The 17732-nt window shown below is 69.7% G+C and carries 20 protein-coding genes; 9 read left to right on the top strand and 11 right to left on the bottom strand.

Annotated elements, in window-relative coordinates; genetic code table 11:
- Positions 1–72: 72 nt before the first annotated feature.
- The gene (locus tag RIN43_RS00665) at positions 73–1239 is read right to left on the bottom strand and encodes a benzoate/H(+) symporter BenE family transporter (protein WP_309126943.1); all 1167 of its coding nucleotides are present in this window, start codon (positions 1237–1239) and stop codon (positions 73–75) included.
- A 132-nt stretch (positions 1240–1371) separates the two neighbouring features.
- Here RIN43_RS00665 and RIN43_RS00660 point away from each other — a divergent pair, with 132 nt between their 5' ends.
- A complete protein-coding gene (locus RIN43_RS00660; protein ID WP_309126942.1) occupies positions 1372–1944 on the top strand; it encodes an NADPH-dependent FMN reductase in 573 nt (190 codons plus the stop codon).
- 82 nt (positions 1945–2026) lie between these two features.
- Here the strand turns inward: RIN43_RS00660 and RIN43_RS00655 are convergent, their stop codons facing one another.
- Genes RIN43_RS00655 through RIN43_RS00645 form a run of 3 tightly spaced genes read right to left on the bottom strand, consistent with a single transcriptional unit; the run spans position 2027 to position 4437 of the window.
- Positions 2027–2419, bottom strand: coding sequence for a RidA family protein (locus RIN43_RS00655; RefSeq protein WP_309126941.1), 393 nt, complete (start codon positions 2417–2419; stop codon positions 2027–2029).
- Positions 2420–2473: 54 nt separating this feature from the next.
- Positions 2474–3172, bottom strand: coding sequence for a response regulator transcription factor (locus RIN43_RS00650; RefSeq protein WP_309126940.1), 699 nt, complete (start codon positions 3170–3172; stop codon positions 2474–2476).
- Positions 3169–4437: a sensor histidine kinase gene (locus RIN43_RS00645; protein WP_309126939.1), complete on the bottom strand. Its 1269-nt coding sequence runs from the start codon at positions 4435–4437 to the stop codon at positions 3169–3171. The genes RIN43_RS00650 and RIN43_RS00645 overlap by 4 nt, the downstream gene beginning before the upstream one ends.
- 149 nt (positions 4438–4586) lie before the next feature.
- Here RIN43_RS00645 and RIN43_RS00640 point away from each other — a divergent pair, with 149 nt between their 5' ends.
- From RIN43_RS00640 to RIN43_RS00630, 3 genes are read left to right on the top strand one after another with little or no spacing between them, the layout of a single operon-like run.
- The gene (locus RIN43_RS00640; RefSeq protein WP_309126938.1) at positions 4587–5027 is read left to right on the top strand and encodes a glyoxalase; all 441 of its coding nucleotides are present in this window, start codon (positions 4587–4589) and stop codon (positions 5025–5027) included.
- A gap of 1 nt (position 5028) precedes the next feature.
- Positions 5029–5730: a helix-turn-helix domain-containing protein gene (locus tag RIN43_RS00635; protein ID WP_309126937.1), complete on the top strand. Its 702-nt coding sequence runs from the start codon at positions 5029–5031 to the stop codon at positions 5728–5730.
- On the top strand, positions 5727–6350 hold the full coding sequence (locus RIN43_RS00630) for a dihydrofolate reductase family protein (RefSeq protein ID WP_309126936.1): 624 nt from the start codon (positions 5727–5729) through the stop codon (positions 6348–6350). The genes RIN43_RS00635 and RIN43_RS00630 overlap by 4 nt, the downstream gene beginning before the upstream one ends.
- On the opposite strand, the gene RIN43_RS00625 is transcribed toward RIN43_RS00630, so the two are convergent.
- Complete coding sequence (locus RIN43_RS00625) at positions 6351–6989, bottom strand: TetR family transcriptional regulator (RefSeq protein WP_309126935.1); 639 nt, start codon at positions 6987–6989, stop codon at positions 6351–6353.
- Positions 6990–7088: 99 nt separating this feature from the next.
- Here RIN43_RS00625 and RIN43_RS00620 point away from each other — a divergent pair, with 99 nt between their 5' ends.
- The 3 genes from RIN43_RS00620 to RIN43_RS00610 all read left to right on the top strand — a co-directional run bounded on the left by RIN43_RS00620 (position 7089) and on the right by RIN43_RS00610 (position 12047).
- A complete protein-coding gene (locus tag RIN43_RS00620) occupies positions 7089–8531 on the top strand; it encodes a cytosine permease (RefSeq protein ID WP_309127366.1) in 1443 nt (480 codons plus the stop codon).
- The gene (locus RIN43_RS00615; RefSeq protein WP_309126934.1) at positions 8528–10141 is read left to right on the top strand and encodes an amidohydrolase; all 1614 of its coding nucleotides are present in this window, start codon (positions 8528–8530) and stop codon (positions 10139–10141) included. Before RIN43_RS00620 ends, RIN43_RS00615 begins: the two co-directional genes overlap by 4 nt.
- Before the next feature lie 382 nt (positions 10142–10523).
- Positions 10524–12047: a carboxypeptidase-like regulatory domain-containing protein gene (locus RIN43_RS00610; protein ID WP_309126933.1), complete on the top strand. Its 1524-nt coding sequence runs from the start codon at positions 10524–10526 to the stop codon at positions 12045–12047.
- Between the two features lie 147 nt (positions 12048–12194).
- Here the strand turns inward: RIN43_RS00610 and RIN43_RS00605 are convergent, their stop codons facing one another.
- The 3 genes from RIN43_RS00605 to RIN43_RS00595 are packed head-to-tail and all read right to left on the bottom strand — an operon-like array spanning position 12195 to position 14423.
- A complete protein-coding gene (locus RIN43_RS00605; protein WP_309126932.1) occupies positions 12195–13007 on the bottom strand; it encodes an HAD family hydrolase in 813 nt (270 codons plus the stop codon).
- 1 nt (position 13008) lies between these two features.
- The gene (locus RIN43_RS00600) at positions 13009–13854 is read right to left on the bottom strand and encodes an exodeoxyribonuclease III (RefSeq protein ID WP_309126931.1); all 846 of its coding nucleotides are present in this window, start codon (positions 13852–13854) and stop codon (positions 13009–13011) included.
- 32 nt (positions 13855–13886) lie between these two features.
- The gene (locus RIN43_RS00595; protein WP_309126930.1) at positions 13887–14423 is read right to left on the bottom strand and encodes a YbhB/YbcL family Raf kinase inhibitor-like protein; all 537 of its coding nucleotides are present in this window, start codon (positions 14421–14423) and stop codon (positions 13887–13889) included.
- A gap of 66 nt (positions 14424–14489) precedes the next feature.
- Here RIN43_RS00595 and pyrE point away from each other — a divergent pair, with 66 nt between their 5' ends.
- Positions 14490–15050, top strand: a complete 561-nt coding sequence (pyrE, locus tag RIN43_RS00590; RefSeq protein ID WP_309126929.1) for an orotate phosphoribosyltransferase — start codon at positions 14490–14492, stop codon at positions 15048–15050.
- A 130-nt stretch (positions 15051–15180) separates the two neighbouring features.
- Entirely contained in the window at positions 15181–16083 is a 903-nt protein-coding gene (locus RIN43_RS00585) for an ROK family protein (RefSeq protein ID WP_309126928.1), read from the top strand.
- A 25-nt stretch (positions 16084–16108) separates the two neighbouring features.
- Here RIN43_RS00585 and RIN43_RS00580 read toward each other — a convergent pair whose 3' ends face one another.
- The 3 genes from RIN43_RS00580 to RIN43_RS00570 are packed head-to-tail and all read right to left on the bottom strand — an operon-like array spanning position 16109 to position 17654.
- Positions 16109–16276 (bottom strand): hypothetical protein, encoded by a 168-nt coding sequence (locus tag RIN43_RS00580; protein WP_309126927.1) that lies wholly within the window; start codon positions 16274–16276, stop codon positions 16109–16111.
- Positions 16273–16845 (bottom strand): YdeI/OmpD-associated family protein, encoded by a 573-nt coding sequence (locus RIN43_RS00575; protein WP_309126926.1) that lies wholly within the window; start codon positions 16843–16845, stop codon positions 16273–16275. The genes RIN43_RS00580 and RIN43_RS00575 overlap by 4 nt, the downstream gene beginning before the upstream one ends.
- On the bottom strand, positions 16845–17654 hold the full coding sequence (locus RIN43_RS00570; protein ID WP_309126925.1) for an HAD-IIA family hydrolase: 810 nt from the start codon (positions 17652–17654) through the stop codon (positions 16845–16847). The genes RIN43_RS00575 and RIN43_RS00570 overlap by 1 nt, the downstream gene beginning before the upstream one ends.
- Between the last annotated feature and the right edge of the window lie 78 nt (positions 17655–17732).

Below are 17732 nucleotides of genomic sequence, written 5' to 3'. Positions count from 1 at the left end.
CAAGGCTAGGAACGGGAAGCGCGCGCGGCATCCCCCGCGAGACGGATCGCGCGCGCTCCACCGGCAGGAGGATCAGCGGCGGCCGAGGTGGAGCACGCCACGCACGAGGAGACCGGCGATCAGGGCCCAGAACGCGGCGCTGATGCCGAGTGGTGCGACGCCGGATGCCGCGACCAGGAACGTCACGACCGCCGGCACCCGCTCGCCGGGGTCGTCGATGGCCTGCTGCACGGCCAAACCGAACGCGCCGAGCAGCGCCAGACCGGCGACCGCTGGGATCACCGCGGTCGGGGCGAGCAGGGCGAGGGCGGCGAACACCGCCGAACCGCCGCCGAGTACGAGGTACGTCACGCCGGTCGACACCCCCGCCACCCATCGTCTGCTGGGGTCCGGGTCGGCGTCGGGAGCGGCCGCGAGGGCCGCGCTGATCGCAGCCAGGTTGATGGCGTGGCCTCCTGCCGGGGCGCTGAGCGCCGAGCCGACGCCTGTGACGAGCATCGAGCTCCGCCACGGAACCTCATAGCCGAAGCTGCGCATCACGGCGACGCCGGGCACGTTCTGCGATGCCATGGTGACGATGAACAGCGGCAGTGCGAGGCCGATCGCGGCCTCGACCGTCAGCACCGGCGCCGTGAGTTCGAAACGAGGGAGAAGCAGGGCGGGATCGAGCGGTGTGCCGCTTTCGGCGAGGCCGACGACCACGACGACGGCAGCGGCGACGAAGGCGGCCGGTACGGCCCAGCGCGGTGCGACGCGGCTGAACAAGAGCCAGGTCGCCACGACGGGCACGACGCCCCAGGGATTCTCCACCAGGCCGGAGACCGGGGCGATGCACAGCGGCAGCAGCACGCCGGCGAGCATCGCCTGCGCGATGGACGGAGGGATGGCGGCGATCAGAGCGCCGATGCGGGGAACCAGTGCGGTCAGCAGGATCAGGGTGGCGACAATCAGGAAGGCGCCGACCGCGGCGGGCCACGAGCCGGCCGTGGTGGCGGCCAGCAGCGCCGCGCCGGGAGTCGACCAGGCGACGGTGATCGGCATCCGGTGACGCATCGCCAGAACGATGCAGACGGTGCCCATGGTGAGGCTGAGCGCGAGCAGTCCGCTCGCCGCCTGATCCGGCGTCGCGCCGACGGCGGCGAGACCGGTGAGGACCACCGCGAATGAGCTGGTGAACCCGACCAGCGCCGTGACGATTCCGGCCGCGATGGGGCGGGTCAATGGCGCGGTGTCGGGCATGAGCCGAGGATAGCGGCCGCCGGCGCCGGCCATTTCCAATTCACGGGAATAATATGCGGTCGCATGAATGTTGTATGCGGCGAACCGTTACGGCTCGCCGGACACCCCGGCTCAGATCACGAAGGAACCACAGTGACCCGCACCATCGGCTACATCGTCGGCAGCATCTCGAGCAACTCGATCAACCGTCGCCTGGCGACGGCTCTGCAGCGGCTCGCCCCCGAAGGAGTCGAGCTCGTCGAGATCCCGATCAAGGACCTGCCGTTCTACTCGCCCGACTACGACGGAGACTTCCCCCAGGTCGCGCTCGACTACAAGCAGGCCATCGCCGACGTCGACGGCGTCATCATCGTCACCCCCGAGTACAGCCGGTCGATCCCCGGTGTGCTCAAGAACGCCCTCGACTGGTCGACCCGCCCCTACGGTCAGATGTCGTTCAGCGGCAAGCCGACCGCTGTCATCGGCGCATCCGTCGGCGGGGTCGCCACGGCTGCCGCCCAGCAGCACCTTCGCGCCATCCTCGGCCACTTCAACGCCGTGACGATGGGTCAGCCCGAGGGATTCATCCAGGTCACCCCGGGGCTGATCACTGACGACGGCGAGGTCACCGACGAGAGCACCGCGGCGTTCCTCACGGCGTATCTCGAGGCGTTCAGCGGCCTCATCGCCCGCGTGCAGCACTCCGCGGAGCTGCTCAGCGCCTGACCGTCCGCGCCGACACGAATCGGCGTGGAAGCAGATCGGATGCCCCGCGGCCTGACGGCCCCGGGGCATCCGTCATCGCGGCTCAGGCGTCGGGGACCGAAGCGATGGCCTCGACCTCGACGAGCGCCCCGGGCTTCGCCGGGGCCACCGCCAGCACGGTGACCGCGGCGCGGCGCGAGCCCCATACGGCCCCGGTCGCGGCGTACGCCTCAGTGGGGTCGACCGCCGGGTCGAGGTGGATCGTCAGCTTGGCCACGTGATCGGCATCCGTGCCCGCGGCGGCCAGTACAGACAGCACATTGCGCAATGCCTGCTCGGTCTGCGCGCGAAGACCCTCGAGCAGGGCGCCTGAAGCGTCCACGCCGTTCTGGCCCCCCACGTACAGCGTGCGCCCGGCCGGCGCGATCATGCCCTGTGCGAAAGCGGGGCTGCGGAACAGGTCTGGCGGATCGACCGGGATGGGTCCCGTGCTCATGAAGACTCCTTCTGTTGTGACCGCGCCCATTCTGCCGCCGACCGCCGACAACCATCACACCAAGTGGTGTCGGTGTGCGAGCACGACGGCCTGTACCCGATCCCGGGCGCCGAGCTTCTGCAGGATCCGCGACACGTGCGTCTTCACCGTCGCCTCGCCGATGAACAGCGCCGCCGCGATCTCGGCGTTGCTGCGGGCGTCGGCCATCAGCGCCAGCACGTCCTGCTCGCGTTCCGTGAGCGGCTCGGCGAGCACCTCGACGTCGACCGTGGGCCTCGATGCGGTGCCCGCGGTGGAAGCCGGTGGCGCCGCGGCGGCCGGCGTGGACCCGGATGCGGCGAAGCGTGCGAGCACGCGTCGGGTGACCTCCGGCGCGAGGATGCCTTCGCCTGATGCGAGTGCCCGCACAGCGGCGATCAGCTCCTCGGGGCCGGCGTTCTTGAGCAGGAACCCGCTTGCGCCCGCTTCGAGCGCCTGAAACAGATAGTCGTCGCGGTCGAACGTGGTCACCACGGCGACCGACGCGGTCACCGATGGCTCGGCGACGATTCGGCGGGTCGCCTCGATACCGTCCATATCGGGCATCTGCACGTCCATCGTGATGACGTCCGGTTGCAGCCGGGCGGCCAGCTCGACGCCCTCGGCCCCGGTTCTCGCCTCGCCGACGACGTCGATATCGGGCTGCGAATCGAGGATGGTTCGAAAGCCCGCGCGGAGCATCGCGTGGTCGTCGACGAGCAGCACGCGGATCATCGCCGGGCCTCCCTGGCCGCGGTTCGAAGCGGCACAGTCGCCCGTACACGGAAGCCGCCCTGGGCGCGAGGCATCAACTCGATGGAGCCGCCGGAGGCCAGTGCGCGCTCGCGCATGCCGAGTTGGCCGAGACCTGGTCGCACCGAGCCGACGGTGCGACCGGTGTTCACCACCTCGAGCTCGACCGCATCCGATCCGTACCGCAGGCGTACATCGGCACTCGCTCCGGCTCCGGCGTGCCTGCGGGCGTTGGTCAGCGCCTCCTGTGCGATCCGATAGAGGTTCACGGCGACGACGTCCGGCACAGGCACCGGCTCTCCGACCACCGTGAACGCGGTGGGCAGTCCCGCATCCGTCGACGACCGCGCAAGGTCGTGGATGTCGTCCAGGCGATACGCCGTCACCGGATCCTCGGCCTCTCCATCCCCGGGGGAACGCAGCGTCTCGAGCAGCTGGCGGAAGTCGCCGATCGCCTCGCGCGACGATTCCTCGATGCCGGCCAGCATCCGCTTCGCCCGCTCCGGATCCGTGTCGACGACGAGCCGTGCCGCCCCGGCCTGCACCCCCATCACCGAGACGTGGTGGGCGACGACGTCATGCAGTTCGCGCGCGATGCGCACCCGGTCGAGCGCGACCGCGAGCGCCGCCGTGACCTCGCGTTCCGCCTCGAGCTCACGGGTGCGCCCCGCCAGTGCCTCACGTTCGCGTGCAGCGATCCACGAGCGTTCGCCGAAGTAGTAGGCGCCGCCGAAGTACAGCACGTTCAGCAGCAGCTGGATCATCATGAAGGCGACGAACGGCGAGAACAGCCCCGCCGACACGTTCGCGTCGTCGGCCTCGGCGATGGCGTCGCGGTACATCACGATGAGGAGCCAGACGAACATCCCGGCGATGATGCCGATGCGCACGAGCACGGCGTCCCTGCGATCGTTCATCCACGCACCGACCGTGTACAGCGCCACGAACATGGCGATGTTCAGCACGTACACCTCGGGCACGCGGTACGTCACGCTGACGAAGAACACCAGGGCGATGAAGACGGCGACGATCGCGGGCCGCCGGCGTCGCACGGCGATGGGCGCAGCCACCGCCGCCACCACGAGGAGCGCGGTCCACATCGGCGCCTGCTCGTCGCCGTAGACCTGGGCGATGCTCGACAGGCCGGCGCTGATGACGCCTCCGACGAGCACGACGGCGGCGAGCAGAAGATCCTGGCGCAGCTCGCGCTCGGTCGGTGTGCGCGTGAACGCGGCGGATTCCGGCATCCTTCCACCGTACGACCGTGCGGATGCCGCCACATCCGCCGCACGGGGGATCGCGGCTTACTTGCTATTGACAAGTTCGGTTGCTTTTTGCAAGTATCGACGCATCGGGTTCGGCGAGTGCCGGGCCGCACATCGACAAGGGAGTCATCATGACCAAGGTCTTCGTCAACCTGCCCACCGCCGACCTCGAGCGCAGTAAGGCGTTCTACACGGCTCTCGGGTGCGACATCAATCCGGACTTCACCGATGAGAACGCCGCCTGCATCGTGTGGAGCGAAGACATCTTCTTCATGGTCTTGAAGCGGGAGTTCTTCAGCACCTTCACCGACAAGCCGATCGCCGACCCGAACGAGAGCCTGCAGGTCTCGGTCGCTCTCAGCCGCGACTCGCGCGAGGAGGTGGACGACATCCTCGCCAAGGGGCTGGCCGCCGGTGGTGCCGAGCCGAAGCCCGCCCAGGACTACGGCTTCATGTACTCGCGCGATCTCGACGACCCCGACGGCAACTCGCTCGGCTTCCTGTACATGACGCCCGAGGCCGTGGAGAACGGTCCGGATCACGTGGCGGAGCAGAGCACCGCGTCGGTCTGACATGGCCGCACGCAGCTACGGTCAGTACTGCGGCGTCACGACGGCCGTCGAGCTGATCGGGGAGCGGTGGGCACTGCTCATCGTCCGCGATCTGCTCGTCGGCCCCCGCCGCTACACCGACCTCAAACAGGGGCTGCCGCGCATCCCCACCAACATCCTGTCCACCCGGCTGAAAGAGCTGCAGGAGGGCGGAGTGGTGCGGCGTGTGCCGTTGCTGAACTGCGGACTGGTGTACGAGCTCACTCCGTACGGGCGGGCGCTGGAGCCGATCGTCCTCGCGATCGGGCGCTGGGGGTTCCAGTCGATGGGTGATCCTGCGCCCGACGATGTCGTGACGCCTGATTCGCTCACGATGGCGCTGCGCACGTCGTTCCAGTCGGAGCACGCGCGCGACCTCGACGTCGAGCTGCATGTCGGGGATGTGGTGCTGCGGGTGCAGGTCGTTTCGGCTGCGCTGCGGGTGGCGCAGCTCGCCCCGCCCGCGCCGCCCGTCGGGGGCGCGCCCCCTGCGGGCGAGCCGGAGGCGGTGCTCGTCGCCGGCCCCGGCATCCGGCTGCTCATCGCGGGCGCCGTGACGCCCGCCGAGGCCATCGAGAACGACATCGTCGCCGTGGTGCGCGGCGACGAGCGGATGCTGGATGCCTTCGCGTCCGCCTTCCACATCGCACCCGTCACGTCCGAACTGCAAGGGAGCACACCATGACCGGACGCATCATCATCGACCTGTTCACGACCCTCGACGGCGTCGCCCAGGCGCCGGGTGGGCCGGAGGAGGATCCCAGCGACGGATTCCGCTTCGGCGGCTGGCAGGCGCCCCTGCCGAGCGAGGCCGTAGGACGCAGCGTCACCGAGGGCATGGACACCCTCGACGCGCTGCTGCTCGGCCGGCGCACCTACGACATCTTCGCCGGCTACTGGCCGCAGCACACCACCGGTCCGGAAGGATGGATCGGGCAGCTCTTCGACAGGGTGCCCAAGTACGTGGCGTCGCGGGATGCGGGGATCGAGCTCGGCTGGCAGGGATCCAGTCGCGTCGGCGACGATCTCGCCTCGGAGATCGCGGAACTGCGAGAGAAGCACGAGGACGTGCACGTCATCGGCAGCATCGACCTCGTGCAGACCCTGCTCGCCGAACGGCTGTACGACGAGCTGCAGCTGTGGGTCTACCCGGTCGTGCTCGGCCAGGGCAAGAAGGTCTTCGGTGACGGCGCGACGCCCACCAACATGCGGCTGGTGCACTCCGAGATCGGCGACGGCGGCACGCTGCTGCTGCGGTACGCACCCCTTCCCGGCGAGGTGCAGACGGGGACGGTGGGAGAGTAATCAGTCCGGGCCGCGGCGGCCGCCGTCGCGCAGCCGACCGCGCGGCACGCCGAGAGCCCACTCCGCGTAATCGGTCACGAAGTGCAGGTAGACCTCATCCGTGTACGGTGTGCGGTCGTTGGCGTACGCGCCCTTGCCGTCGAGGGCCATCAGGATGCGGATGGCCGTATCGCCGGCGTCGCGCGCCGGAACGTCGCCGTCCGCGATCGCGGCCTCGATGACCTGACGGAGCCGCGCCTCGTCGAGCTTCTCCTGCTCCTCAAGCGCACCGGCGAGACCCGGTATGAAACGGCTGAGGTGGCGGGCGTTCAGCCACAGACGGGCAAGCGGCAGTGCGTCGGCGCCGTCGGCGTGTGCGACGAATCGCGCGATCCGCTCGAGCGGGCTGCCGTTGACGCGGAACAGTCGTTCGCGCTGCTCGGATGCGGCGGTCACGAAGGCCTCGACCACGAGCGCCTCGGCCGCAGGGAAGTAGTGCGTGACCAGCCCCGGTCGCACGCCCAGCCGCTCCGCCACAGCTCTCAGCGTGATGCGCTCGAGGCCCTCGGAGAGCGCGATCGCAGAGGCCGCGCCGAGGATCTCGCTACGTCGCGCTTCGGGGCTCTTGCGGACCCGCGGGCGGGCAGGGGTTGACGCCATGCCGTCATGCTATTAGCTTTGCGACCAACAACCTGTGTTGGTCGCATGACCAACAACGTCACCCCCGGCGAGGATGCCGGGCATCGAAAGCGAGTGCACATGACCCAGGACGCGGTGGTCGACGACTTCGCCACACGGATCGAGACGCGGGGGATCGACCTCATTGGCGATGGGCAGCGCCATGGCCGCGCGCGCGACCTGTTCGCCGTATGGGCGGCGCCCAACGTCAGCATCCTGAACTTCACGATCGGCGCCTCGCTGATCCTGCTGGGTCTGGAGATCTGGCAGGCGATCGCCGTCATCCTCGTCGCCTCGACGCTCTGGGTCCTGCCGGGGATCATCGCGGCGAGCGGCCCTGCGGCAGGAACCTCGGGGTCGGTGATCACACGTGCGATCTACGGCGTCATCGGCAACCGCCTCATCGTCGCCCTCGTCGGCTGGCTCATCGGCTCCGTCTACCTCGCCCTGAACTGGCTGGGCTCGTCGTTCCTCGGCGCCGACCTCGTCGGGCGGCTCGGCATCGGCGATGCCCTGTGGACGCCGATCATCGTCACGCTCGTGATCTCGGCTGTCACCGTGCTGGTCGCCGTCTACGGGCACGGGCTCATCCTGAGGACCTACGGCGCCGTGTCTCTCGTGCTCGTGGTGATCTTCGTCGTCGTCGCGGCGTTCGCGCTGCCGCACGCCGACTTCTCCTACGTCAACCCGGAACCGCTCGGCGGGGTGGCGCTGTGGTCTTCGCTGACCATCGGGTTCACGCTCCTCGCCTCGTCACCGCTGTCGTACATCAACAGCCCCGACCTCGCCCGCTATCTGCCGCGCAGCACCCGGCCGAGCCACATCGCCGCTGCCACCGCGCTCGGTGGAGCGATCCCCAACATCCTCTTCACGGCGATCGGCGTCTTCGTCGCCACGGGGGTGGGATCCGCGATCCAGGCTGACGGCATCGAGAAGGCGCTGATCGGCATCCTGCCCGCGTGGCTCGGTCCTGTGCTCGTCGTCGGAGTCGTGGTCAACACCATCTCGCTCAACGCGATGACGACGTACACGTCCAGCATGGCGCTGCAGGCGATCGGCCTGCCGATCCGCCGAGTGCCGGCGGCCGTGGTCGTCGGTGTGATCGGCACTGCCCTCACGATCGTCCTCGTGCTGTCGACCAGCCTGCTCGGAGCCGTGAACCTCATCCTGCAGTTCGTCGTCATCGTCTCGGCGCCGACCATGACCGTGTTCGTCGTCGACGTGCTGCTGCGGCGCAACCGCTACGACGGCGTCGAGCTGTTCGATGAGACCCGCACCTCCCGGTTCTGGTACACCGGCGGCTGGAGCGTGCCAGGCATCGCAGCCGTGCTGCTCGGCGCGGTGATCACCGCGCTGTGCCTCACCACCGAGGTGTGGACGGGTCCGATCGCCGTCGCGCTCGGCTACATCGACCTGTCGGTGCCGTTGGGCATCCTGACCACGGCGGCGACGTACCTCGTGCTGATCAGGACGCGGTTCGCCGGTCAGCCAACGGATCAGGCGCGGGAAGGAGCTCTGCGATGACCGACGTCTATCTGGGTGGGAAGGTGTTCACCGCGACATCCCGGCGCTGGGCCACGGCGCTGGTCGTGCAGGAGGGCAGGCTCGCGTACGTCGGCGACGACGACACCGCGCGCCGCCTGGCCGGCGCCGGAGCGGGGGTCACCGACCTCGGCGGCGCGACCGTGCTGCCCGGGTTCGTAGACGGGCACGCGCACGTGATCAACACCGGCGAATCCGCGCAGCACGTCGATCTGTGGGGCGCGTCATCCCTCGACGACGTCCAGCGGGCGATCGCGGAGTTCGCGGCTGCGAACCCCGAGCTGCCGCGAATCCGGGCGCACGGCTGGCGGCACGACGTGGTCGGCGGTCAGCCGACCCGGCAGATGCTGGACGCCGCGGTACCCGATCGGCCGGTCTACGCTCAGGCGTTCGACTTCCACTCGGTCTGGCTCAACTCCGCCGCGCTGGCCGAGGTCGGGATCGACCGTCATACTGTCTCGCCGCCCGGCGGAGAGGTGCATCGGGATGCCGCGGGCGACCCGACCGGCTACGTCGACGAGATCGCGATGCATCGCCTCGTGTACCCGGTGCTGGACGACTTCGTGACGGCCGACGACCGCGACCAGGCGCTGCGGCAGGCGCTCGCCGGGTACCGGGCCTCCGGAGTCACCGCCGCCACGGACATGGCCCTCGACGCTGTCGATCTCGCCGCGTTCGCGAGGGCCGAGTCCGCCGGAGAGCTCACCGCCCGTGTGGCGGCGTACTGGTTCGTCGCGCCGACCGGAGACGTCGAGCAGAACATCGAGCAGGTGCGTGAAGCGGCTGGGCACGCGCAGCGGCACAAGAGCGATCGGCTGCGGGTCGTCGGCATCAAGGTCATGATCGACGGCACGATCGACGGCTGCACCGCCGCCGTCAGCCGGCCGTATGTCACCGGCGTCGGAGCCGAGCCCATCTGGTCGCTCGAGGAGCTCGCACCGGTGGTCACCGAGGCCGATGCGCTCGGGATCCGGGTGGCGATGCACGCGATCGGCGACGAGGCGGTGCGCATCGCTGTCAGCGCCGTCGAACGGGCGATCGCCGCCAACGGACCGCGTGAGCGCCGCCACCGCATCGAGCACCTCGAGATCGCCGAGCAGGCCGATGTCGAGCGCCTCGCCGCCCTCGGCATCGTCGCGTCCATGCAACCAGTGCACTGCGATCCCGCGATCCAGGAGAACTGGCGTGCGATGCTCGGCGACGATCGCGTCGAGCGAGGGTACCCCTGGCCCTACGTGACCGAGGCCGGAGGGCGACTCGCCTTCGGCACCGATTCGCCGACCTCGCCCCATCCGCCGCTGCGGAACATGTTCATCGCGGCCACGCGCCGCTCCGCGATCGACCCGTCGCTGCCCGCCAACATCCCCGCGTTCGCCCTGCCTCTCGCCGACGCCATCGAGCACGCGACGCGTGACGCCGCGTGGGCGTGCGGAGCGGAGCACCTGTACGGCGCCCTCGAGGCGGGACGGAGTGCCGATTTCGTCGTGCTCGACCGCGATGTCTTCGCGCGCCCCGTCGATGAGCTGCTCGAGGCGAAGGTGACGCGCACCGTCGTCGGCGGCGTCACGGTCTACGAGGAGAAGCCTCTCTGAGATGGAGGGGCTGACGGTCGTCGCGCCACCAGAGAGCCCACGCCGGTTGCATGGTGGCGCGCAGGCTCGGTGGTGGGGGCGCGACCCGGTGAGCTGAACCCACGAAGAGTCCGCTCTTCCGCTGCGGGCCCGTCAGCCACTAGATTCGTGCTCAATGCACCGTCTTGGAGCAGGTGGGGGAGCGGAGCTCCGGCGCTGACGCCGAGATCCGGCCGAGTCTGAGGTGTGGATGGTGCGATCGCGTTCACGCGCTGCTTTGCGGGCGTCTGTATCCGTAATCAGCGTGCTGGTGTTGACCCTCGGGGGAACGGCGGCTGCGGCCGCGGATGAGCCGGCCACCCCCGAATCGCCGGCGTCCCACGTTGCGACGGCGGATGCTCCGATGCCGGCGGATCCTCCGGTGGGGGTGGACGCAGAGGTCGGTGCTGGTGAGCTCGTAGATGGACCCGATGACGCGATCCTTTCACCGGATCCCGACGCCGACGAAGCACCTGATGAGAGCGCGACATCGCACGCTCCTCAGGCTGCGGCCGCGCCGTCGGTCGCCGCGGGCGGCGCGATCGCGGGTCGGGTGACACTCGACGACGACCCCGAGCTGGGAGTCTCCGCCGTGACGGTATCGGCGCGGCAGGTCGGTGGTGCGGGATACGGCGAGACGACGACGGAGCACGATGGACACTACCGTCTCGAGGGCCTGCCTGGCGGCGACTACATCCTGCTGTTCGAATCCGATGGAGACTACGCGTTCGAGTTCTGGGGCGACACTGCGGACGAACAGTCCGCGGTGCTGGTCACGGTGACGGAGGGCGCGAGTCAAGAGGGCGTGGATGCGCAGTTGGCCTGGGCGTCTTTCATCGACGGAACGGCCTTCCGGTACGGGGACGGTCTGCCCGTCCGGTCGGTGTGGGCCGCGGTGTACACGCTCGATGATGTGCTCGTCGACGCTGTGCAGACCGACGACACCGGCCACTACCGCATCGGGGGACTACCGGCTGGCTCTTACATCGTGTACTTCGAGTCCGATGAGGACACCTTCGTGCCCCAGTTCTGGCAGGACGCGTTCGAGCGGGAGGATGCGACCGCGATCGAGCTCGGCGTCGGAGAGACAGCGAACGCCGACGTCTGGCTGCAGCCGAACCAGAGCATCAGCGGCACGGTGACGAGGTCTTCGGACGGCGCCCCGGTGAACGGCTTCGTCTGGGCGAGCGGCGACTCCGGCTTCTCCACCAGCGTCGACATCGACGACGGAGGCTCGTACACGCTCTTCCTGCCCCCAGGGACCTACACGCTGCAGTTCGTCAGCCGCGACCAGACCGCCCTCGGCGAGTACTGGCGCGATGCCCGCGATGGCGCGGAGGCGACGCCGATCGCCGTGGACGAGGGTGCGCATCTGGAGGGCATCGACGCGGTCCTCGAAGCGACAGCGCTGATCACCGGCACGATCGAAGCCGAATCGAGGGCGTCGTACGCCACGTTCGTGGAGGCGTACGACGGGGCGACCCTGGTCGCGATGGCATACGCAGACGACCGCGGACGATATACCCTCCACGTGCCGGCAGGCACGTACATCGTCCGTGCCTCCGCGGTCATGCGAGAGGGGCACGTCGAGGTCCCCGTGCAGTATTTCGATCACGTCGCCACGGCTGAGGAGGCCACGCCGATAACCGTCGCCGAGGGCGAGATCCGGGCTGGGGTCGACTTCGCGCTGACAGCCACCGTCACGCCCACCGAGCCGAGTCTGCCGCCGATCGACACCCCGGGCGACGCCGGGGCGCAGCCGACTACCGGTGCTCTCGCGAGCACGGGGTCGGAACCGCCTCTGCCCGCCGTGGCGGTCGCAGCGATCATGTTGATCGCCGGCGCGCTGCTCGCGACGCGAGGCAGGCGCCGCGAACTGACGCTCTGACGCCTGCGAGCACTGGGTTCTGCGCCGCCATGCTGCCGTCGCCCCACCAGAGAGCCCAGGCCGGTTGCATGGTGGCGCGCAGGCTCGGTGGTGGGGGCGACCCGGTGAGACGCGCGGCGGCGGGGCGGAGCCGCGCGCGCGGCGGGATCAGCCGCCGAGCATCCGCTCGATCACTATCGCCACCCCGTCGTCCTCGTTCGACTCAGTGACCTCGTCGGCCGCATCCCGCACCGCGTCGATGGCGTTCGCGACGGCGACGCCCCTGCCCGCCCACTCGAGCATCTCGAGGTCGTTCAGCGCGTCGCCGAAGGCGAGCACTTGGCTGCTGTCGATGCCGAGCCGCGAGCAGACCTGCGCGACGCCGGTCGCCTTGGTGACTCCCTGAGCCATCACCTCGACGAACGGCGCGCCCGACATGGTCGCCTCGAAGCCGGTCAAGCCGAGCGATCGCAGCGCCTCGAACACCTCGTGGATCGGGATGGACGGATGCCGGATCACGAGCTTCAGGCTGGGCGAGCCCAGCACGTCCGCGAGCGGCACGCCGTGCATGGTCGCCGGGTCGCGCTTGTGGTCGTTCAGCTGCGCGAGCGCGGCGTAGCCTTCCTGGGCGACGAATCCCTCGCCGGCGTCGCGCACGCTGGCGAACACGAGGTCGGGCAGCACCTCCTGCAGCGCCTCGGCAAGCTGCCGCTGCACGTCGGGTGCGATCTCCTCGGCGAACAGGTGCTCGCCGGTCGTGAGGTGTACTCCATAGGCGCCGTTTCCGCACAGCGCCCAGTCGTCGAAACCGGCCTGTTCGGCGATCGGACGCAGACCGATCGGCTGCCGCGCCGTGACGGGGATCGTCGCGACCCCGGCCTCCCGCGCCGCATCCAGCGCAGCTCGCGTGCGCGTCGAGACGCGGCCGTCGGCGCCGATCAGGGTGCCGTCGAGGTCGGTCGCGATCAGCCGGATGGGCATATCAGGCGAAGATCATCGGCAGATCGTCATCCTCTGCGGCGCCGCCGAAGTCGAGGTCCACGACGACCGGCACATGATCGCTGGGCTGCTCGCCCTTGCGCTCGTTACGGTGGATCGCCGCAGCGGTCACCGCATCCGCGAAGGCCTCCGACCCAAGGATGAAGTCGATGCGGATGCCCTCGTTGCGGGGGAACTTCAGCCGCTGGTAGTCCCAGTACGTGAACCCCTCGGGGATCAGCGGGCGCACGACGTCCTTGACGCCGGCGCTCTCGAGCGCGAAGAACGCCTCGCGCTCGGGCGGGGACACGTGCGTCGAGAAGCCCTGCACGATCGCAGGATCGCCGTTGTCGTGATCGAAGGGGATGATGTTGAAATCGCCGACCAGCGCGAGCGGCAGGCTCGGGTTCGCGGCGAGCTCGGCGGCGGTCGCGGTGCGCAGCGCCTCGAGCCAGTGCAGCTTGTACGCGTAGTGCTCGTCGCCCAGCGCGCGGCCGTTCGGCACGTACAGGCTCCAGACCCGCACGCCGTCGACCATCACACCGAGGGCGCGCGCCTCGATGGGGGCATCCGGTCCTTCATGACCCTTCGCGAATCCGGGCTGGCCCTCGAACGACGTGCGCACATCGGTGATGGGCAGCCTGCTGGCGATCGCGACGCCGTTCCACTGATTGAAGCCGTGCACTTCGACGTGATACCCGGCTTCCTCGAACGGCGCGTAGGGGAACTGCTCGGGCTTGCACTTGATCTCCTGGAATGCGAGCACGTCGATGTCCTCGCGCACCGCGAAATCGACAGCGCGACCGACGCGCGTGCGGATCGAGTTGATGTTCCAGGTGGCCAGACGCATGCATCCAGCCTACGGCGGGACGCCGACAGCTCTCACCGCTCGGCGGGGTCGGCCGTTCCCATCAGGATGCCGCGTGCCAGGGTGTGGAAGTGACGGTTGAACCCGAGCACCGCCGGCGTGGCGCCGACCTCGAGCTCCAACCTCTCCACGTCCAGCGCGTCCACCACGAAGAAGTAGCGGTGCACGCCGGTTCCTTCAGGCGGGGCGGCGCCGATGAAGCGCTCCAGGCGCGCCTCGTTGGGCAGGACCGTCACCCCATCCGGCAGGCTCTTCGCGGTGCCGTCTCCGGCCTCGATCGAGCGCAGATCGGCCGGCAGGTTGTACGCGGCCCAGTGCCAGAATCCCGATCCCGTCGGGGCGTCGGGGTCGAAGCACGAGATCGCGAGACTCTTCGTCCCGGCTGGCGGCTGAGACCACTCGAGAGTCGGGTGGCGGTCTTCTCCGCCGCGCTTCTCTGCCCAGGCGAACAGCGGCAGCGCGCCGCCTGCGGTGAAGTGGGGGCTGGTGAGCTCGAGCGGTGCGACGGGGCGCAGTTCGGCGAGGGCGGCGTAGGGATCGTACGAGAACATGGGACCTCCGTCAGCCACGCTAGACGGGTGAGCGCGACGGAACCAGCCCCGAATACACTTGACGCCGTGACCGACCTCGCCTCAGACCGCCAGGCCCTGCTCGACCTCATCACCGCAGAGGCGGTGTTCCACGGCGACTTCACGCTTTCCAGCGGCAAGAAGGCGACGTACTACGTCGACATGCGCAAGCTCACCCTCGATCATCGCGCCGCACCGGCGATCGGCCGGGTCATGCTCGATCTCATCAAGGACACGGATGCCGTCGCAGTCGGCGGTCTCACGCTGGGTGCCGACCCGATCGCGAACTCGGTGATGCACGCCTCCGTCGCGACCGACCGCCCGCTGGACGCGTTCGTCGTGCGCAAGGAGCCCAAGGATCACGGCCGCGGACGTCAGATCGAGGGGGCCGAAGTCGCCGGCAAGCGCGTCGTCGTTCTGGAGGACACCTCGACCACGGGGCAGTCGGCGCTGAAGGCAGTGGAGGTGCTGCGCCGGGAGGGCGCCGAGGTCGTCGCGGTCGCCGTGATCGTCGACCGCAAGACCGGCGCGCAGGCCGCCATCGAGGCCGAGGGGCTGCAGTGGCTCGCCGCGTTCGACCTGGACGACCTCGGCCTCGACCCGCAGTAGGAGCAACTGCAGATCCGCTGACGCGAGCTCGCTGCACAACTCCGCAGATCTGCACGATCTCGCCGCGCAGCCCACGATGTTCTGCGAATTCCCGCAGATCTGCGAAGAACCGCCGACGCAAGGAGCATCCATGAACCGGTACGCACTCGCCGTCGACGTCGGCGGCACCAAGCTCGAGGCGGCGCTGGTCGGCGACGACGGCACGATCGTCGACGGGAGCCGGACGCGGCGCCCCACCGGGCGGGATGCGGATGCCGTCTCGCTCGACGCAGCGATCGGCGAGGCGGTCGCACATGCGCTCGCCGCCTTGCCGGCGAACGCCGAACTGGTCGGCGCGGGCATCGGCAGCGCGGGACCCGTCGACCGTTCGGCAGGCGCCATCGACCCGGTGAACATGCCGAGCGCGCACGGGTATCCGCTCGCCGAGGCCGTGCGCCGCGCCGCATCCGCCGTACTCGGACGCGACGTGGCAGCCGTGCTCGGTCACGACGGAGGCGCCCTCGCGCTCGCGGAGTCGTGGTTGGGCGCCACGCGCGGAGCCCGCGCCGCTCTGTCCATCGTCGTCTCGACCGGTGTCGGCGGCGGCTTCACCCTCGACGGCGCCTACGCGCCGGGCGCCTCCGGCAACGCCGGCCACCTCGGACAGGTGCGTCGCGAGGGCGGCCTGACCCTCGAGGAGATCGCGTCGGGCCCGGCATCCGCGGCCTGGGCGCGATCCCAGGGCTGGAACGGCGCCACCGGCGAGGACCTCGCGCGCGACGCCGCGGCGGGGGTCTCCACCGCCCGCCGGGCCATCGAGCGCTCGGCCCGTGCCGTGGGTGAGGCGCTCGCGGATGCCGCGACGCTCGTCGACCTCGACGTCGTGGCGATCGGCGGCGGGTTCTCCCGCGTCTCAGACGACTACATCGACCTCGTGCAGCAGGCGCTGTCGGCGTCAGCCGTGCACGCCTACTCGCGCCGCACCCGGGTGGTGCGTTCGGGCCTCGGCGACGGCGGGCCGCTCATCGGCGCCGCCGCCCTCGTATTGCGCTGACGCCGCATCCGACCTCGTCCCGAGGTCAGCGCCGCCGGCCACGGGGGCGGTCGTCATCGTCATCCCACGGGCCCTCGTACCACTCGCCGCCCTCGTCGCGTTTCGGGCGTCGTAGCAGCCTGACCGCGATCAGCGTGAGGGTGGCCAGCCCGATGCCGATCATCACCATGAAGAGCAGATCCTGCTGGGTCACGGTCGTCTCCCTTCCGCGGCATCCGCCACGATCTTCGCGATCCGGGCGGCGCGGGTCTCCGCCCGCTTCGCCATCGCGATCTGCGTGAGTCCCAGTTTGCGCGTCGAGGGCGGGAACGCGTCCCACGCCGCCCGCGCCGCGGGAACCGCGTCCAGCGCCGCGGTGAGATCATCCGGCTCGATCCCGGCCTCTGGTCCGTCGAGCACGGACCACGCGCCGTTCGCCTTGGCGACCTCGATCGCGCGGATGCCGGCAGGCGTCAGCAGGCCCTCGGCTTCGAGTCTGGCCACCCTGGCCTTGTTCGTCGCGGCCCACCCGCTCGACGGCCTCCGCGGCGCGAACCACAGTCCCCCGATGCGCTCGTCGAAGCTGCGCACCGGCCCGTCGATCCACCCGAAGCACAGCGCGTGCAGGATGGATTCCTCGTAGCCGACGCAGGGGTCGTCGTTCCCCGCGCGCGGGCGCACGAGCCAGGCGCCCTTGGAGGTGGCGTGATTCGCTTCGAGCCAGGCGCGCCAGGTGGCGGCATCCGGTGCGACCACCCGCTCACCCTCGTCGAGCGCGCCCATCAGCTCTTCGCGTCCTTCGGCTCGTCGGCGTGTGCGGCCGGGATAAGATCCGCCACCGACTGCACCACCTCGTCGGGCCGGAACGGGTACTTCAGGATCTCGGCCTGATCGCTGATGCCCGTCAGCACGAGCACGGTGTGCAGGCCGGCCTCGATGCCCGCGACGATGTCGGTGTCCATCCGGTCGCCGATCATCCCGGTCTTCTTCGAGTGCGCGCCGATCTTGTTCAGCGCCGAGCGGAACATCATCGGATTGGGCTTGCCGACCACGTACGGCTCACGGCCGGTCGCCTTCGTGATGAGCGCGGCGACGGCGCCCGTGGCGGGCAGCGGCCCCTCCATGCTGGGTCCGGTGGAATCCGGGTTGGTGATGATGAACCGCGCGCCGCCGTTGATGAGCCGGATCGCTCTGGTGATCGCCTCGAACGAGTACGTTCGGGTCTCGCCGACCACCACGAAGTCGGGGTTCGTCTCGGTCATCACGAACCCTGCGTCGTGCAGGGCGGTGAGGATGCCGGCCTCGCCGATCACGAACGCCGACCCGCCCGGCACCTGCTGGGCGAGGAAGTCGGCGGTGGCGAGCGCCGAGGTCCAGATGTGCTCTTCCGGCACGTGCAGACCGCTCGCGCGGAGCCGGGCCGAGAGATCGCGCGCGGTGAAGATCGAGTTGTTGGTGAGCACCAGGTAGGGCACGCCGTCGCGCTCCCAGCCCGCCAGCAGCTCGGATGCTCCCGGGATCGCGTCGTTCTCGTGCACGAGAACGCCGTCCATGTCGGTCAGCCAGCATTCGATGTCGGAGCGATCACCCATGCGATCAGCTTATGGGTGCGGGAGGACGGACGCGCGGGTGGTGCTCACTCGCAGAAATGCGCAACTTCGCAGCATCTG

Source organism: Microbacterium sp. (assembly GCF_031178445.1).
Classification (GTDB): Bacteria; Actinomycetota; Actinomycetes; order Actinomycetales; family Microbacteriaceae; genus Microbacterium.
This window is presented reverse-complemented; position numbering and strand designations above follow the sequence as displayed.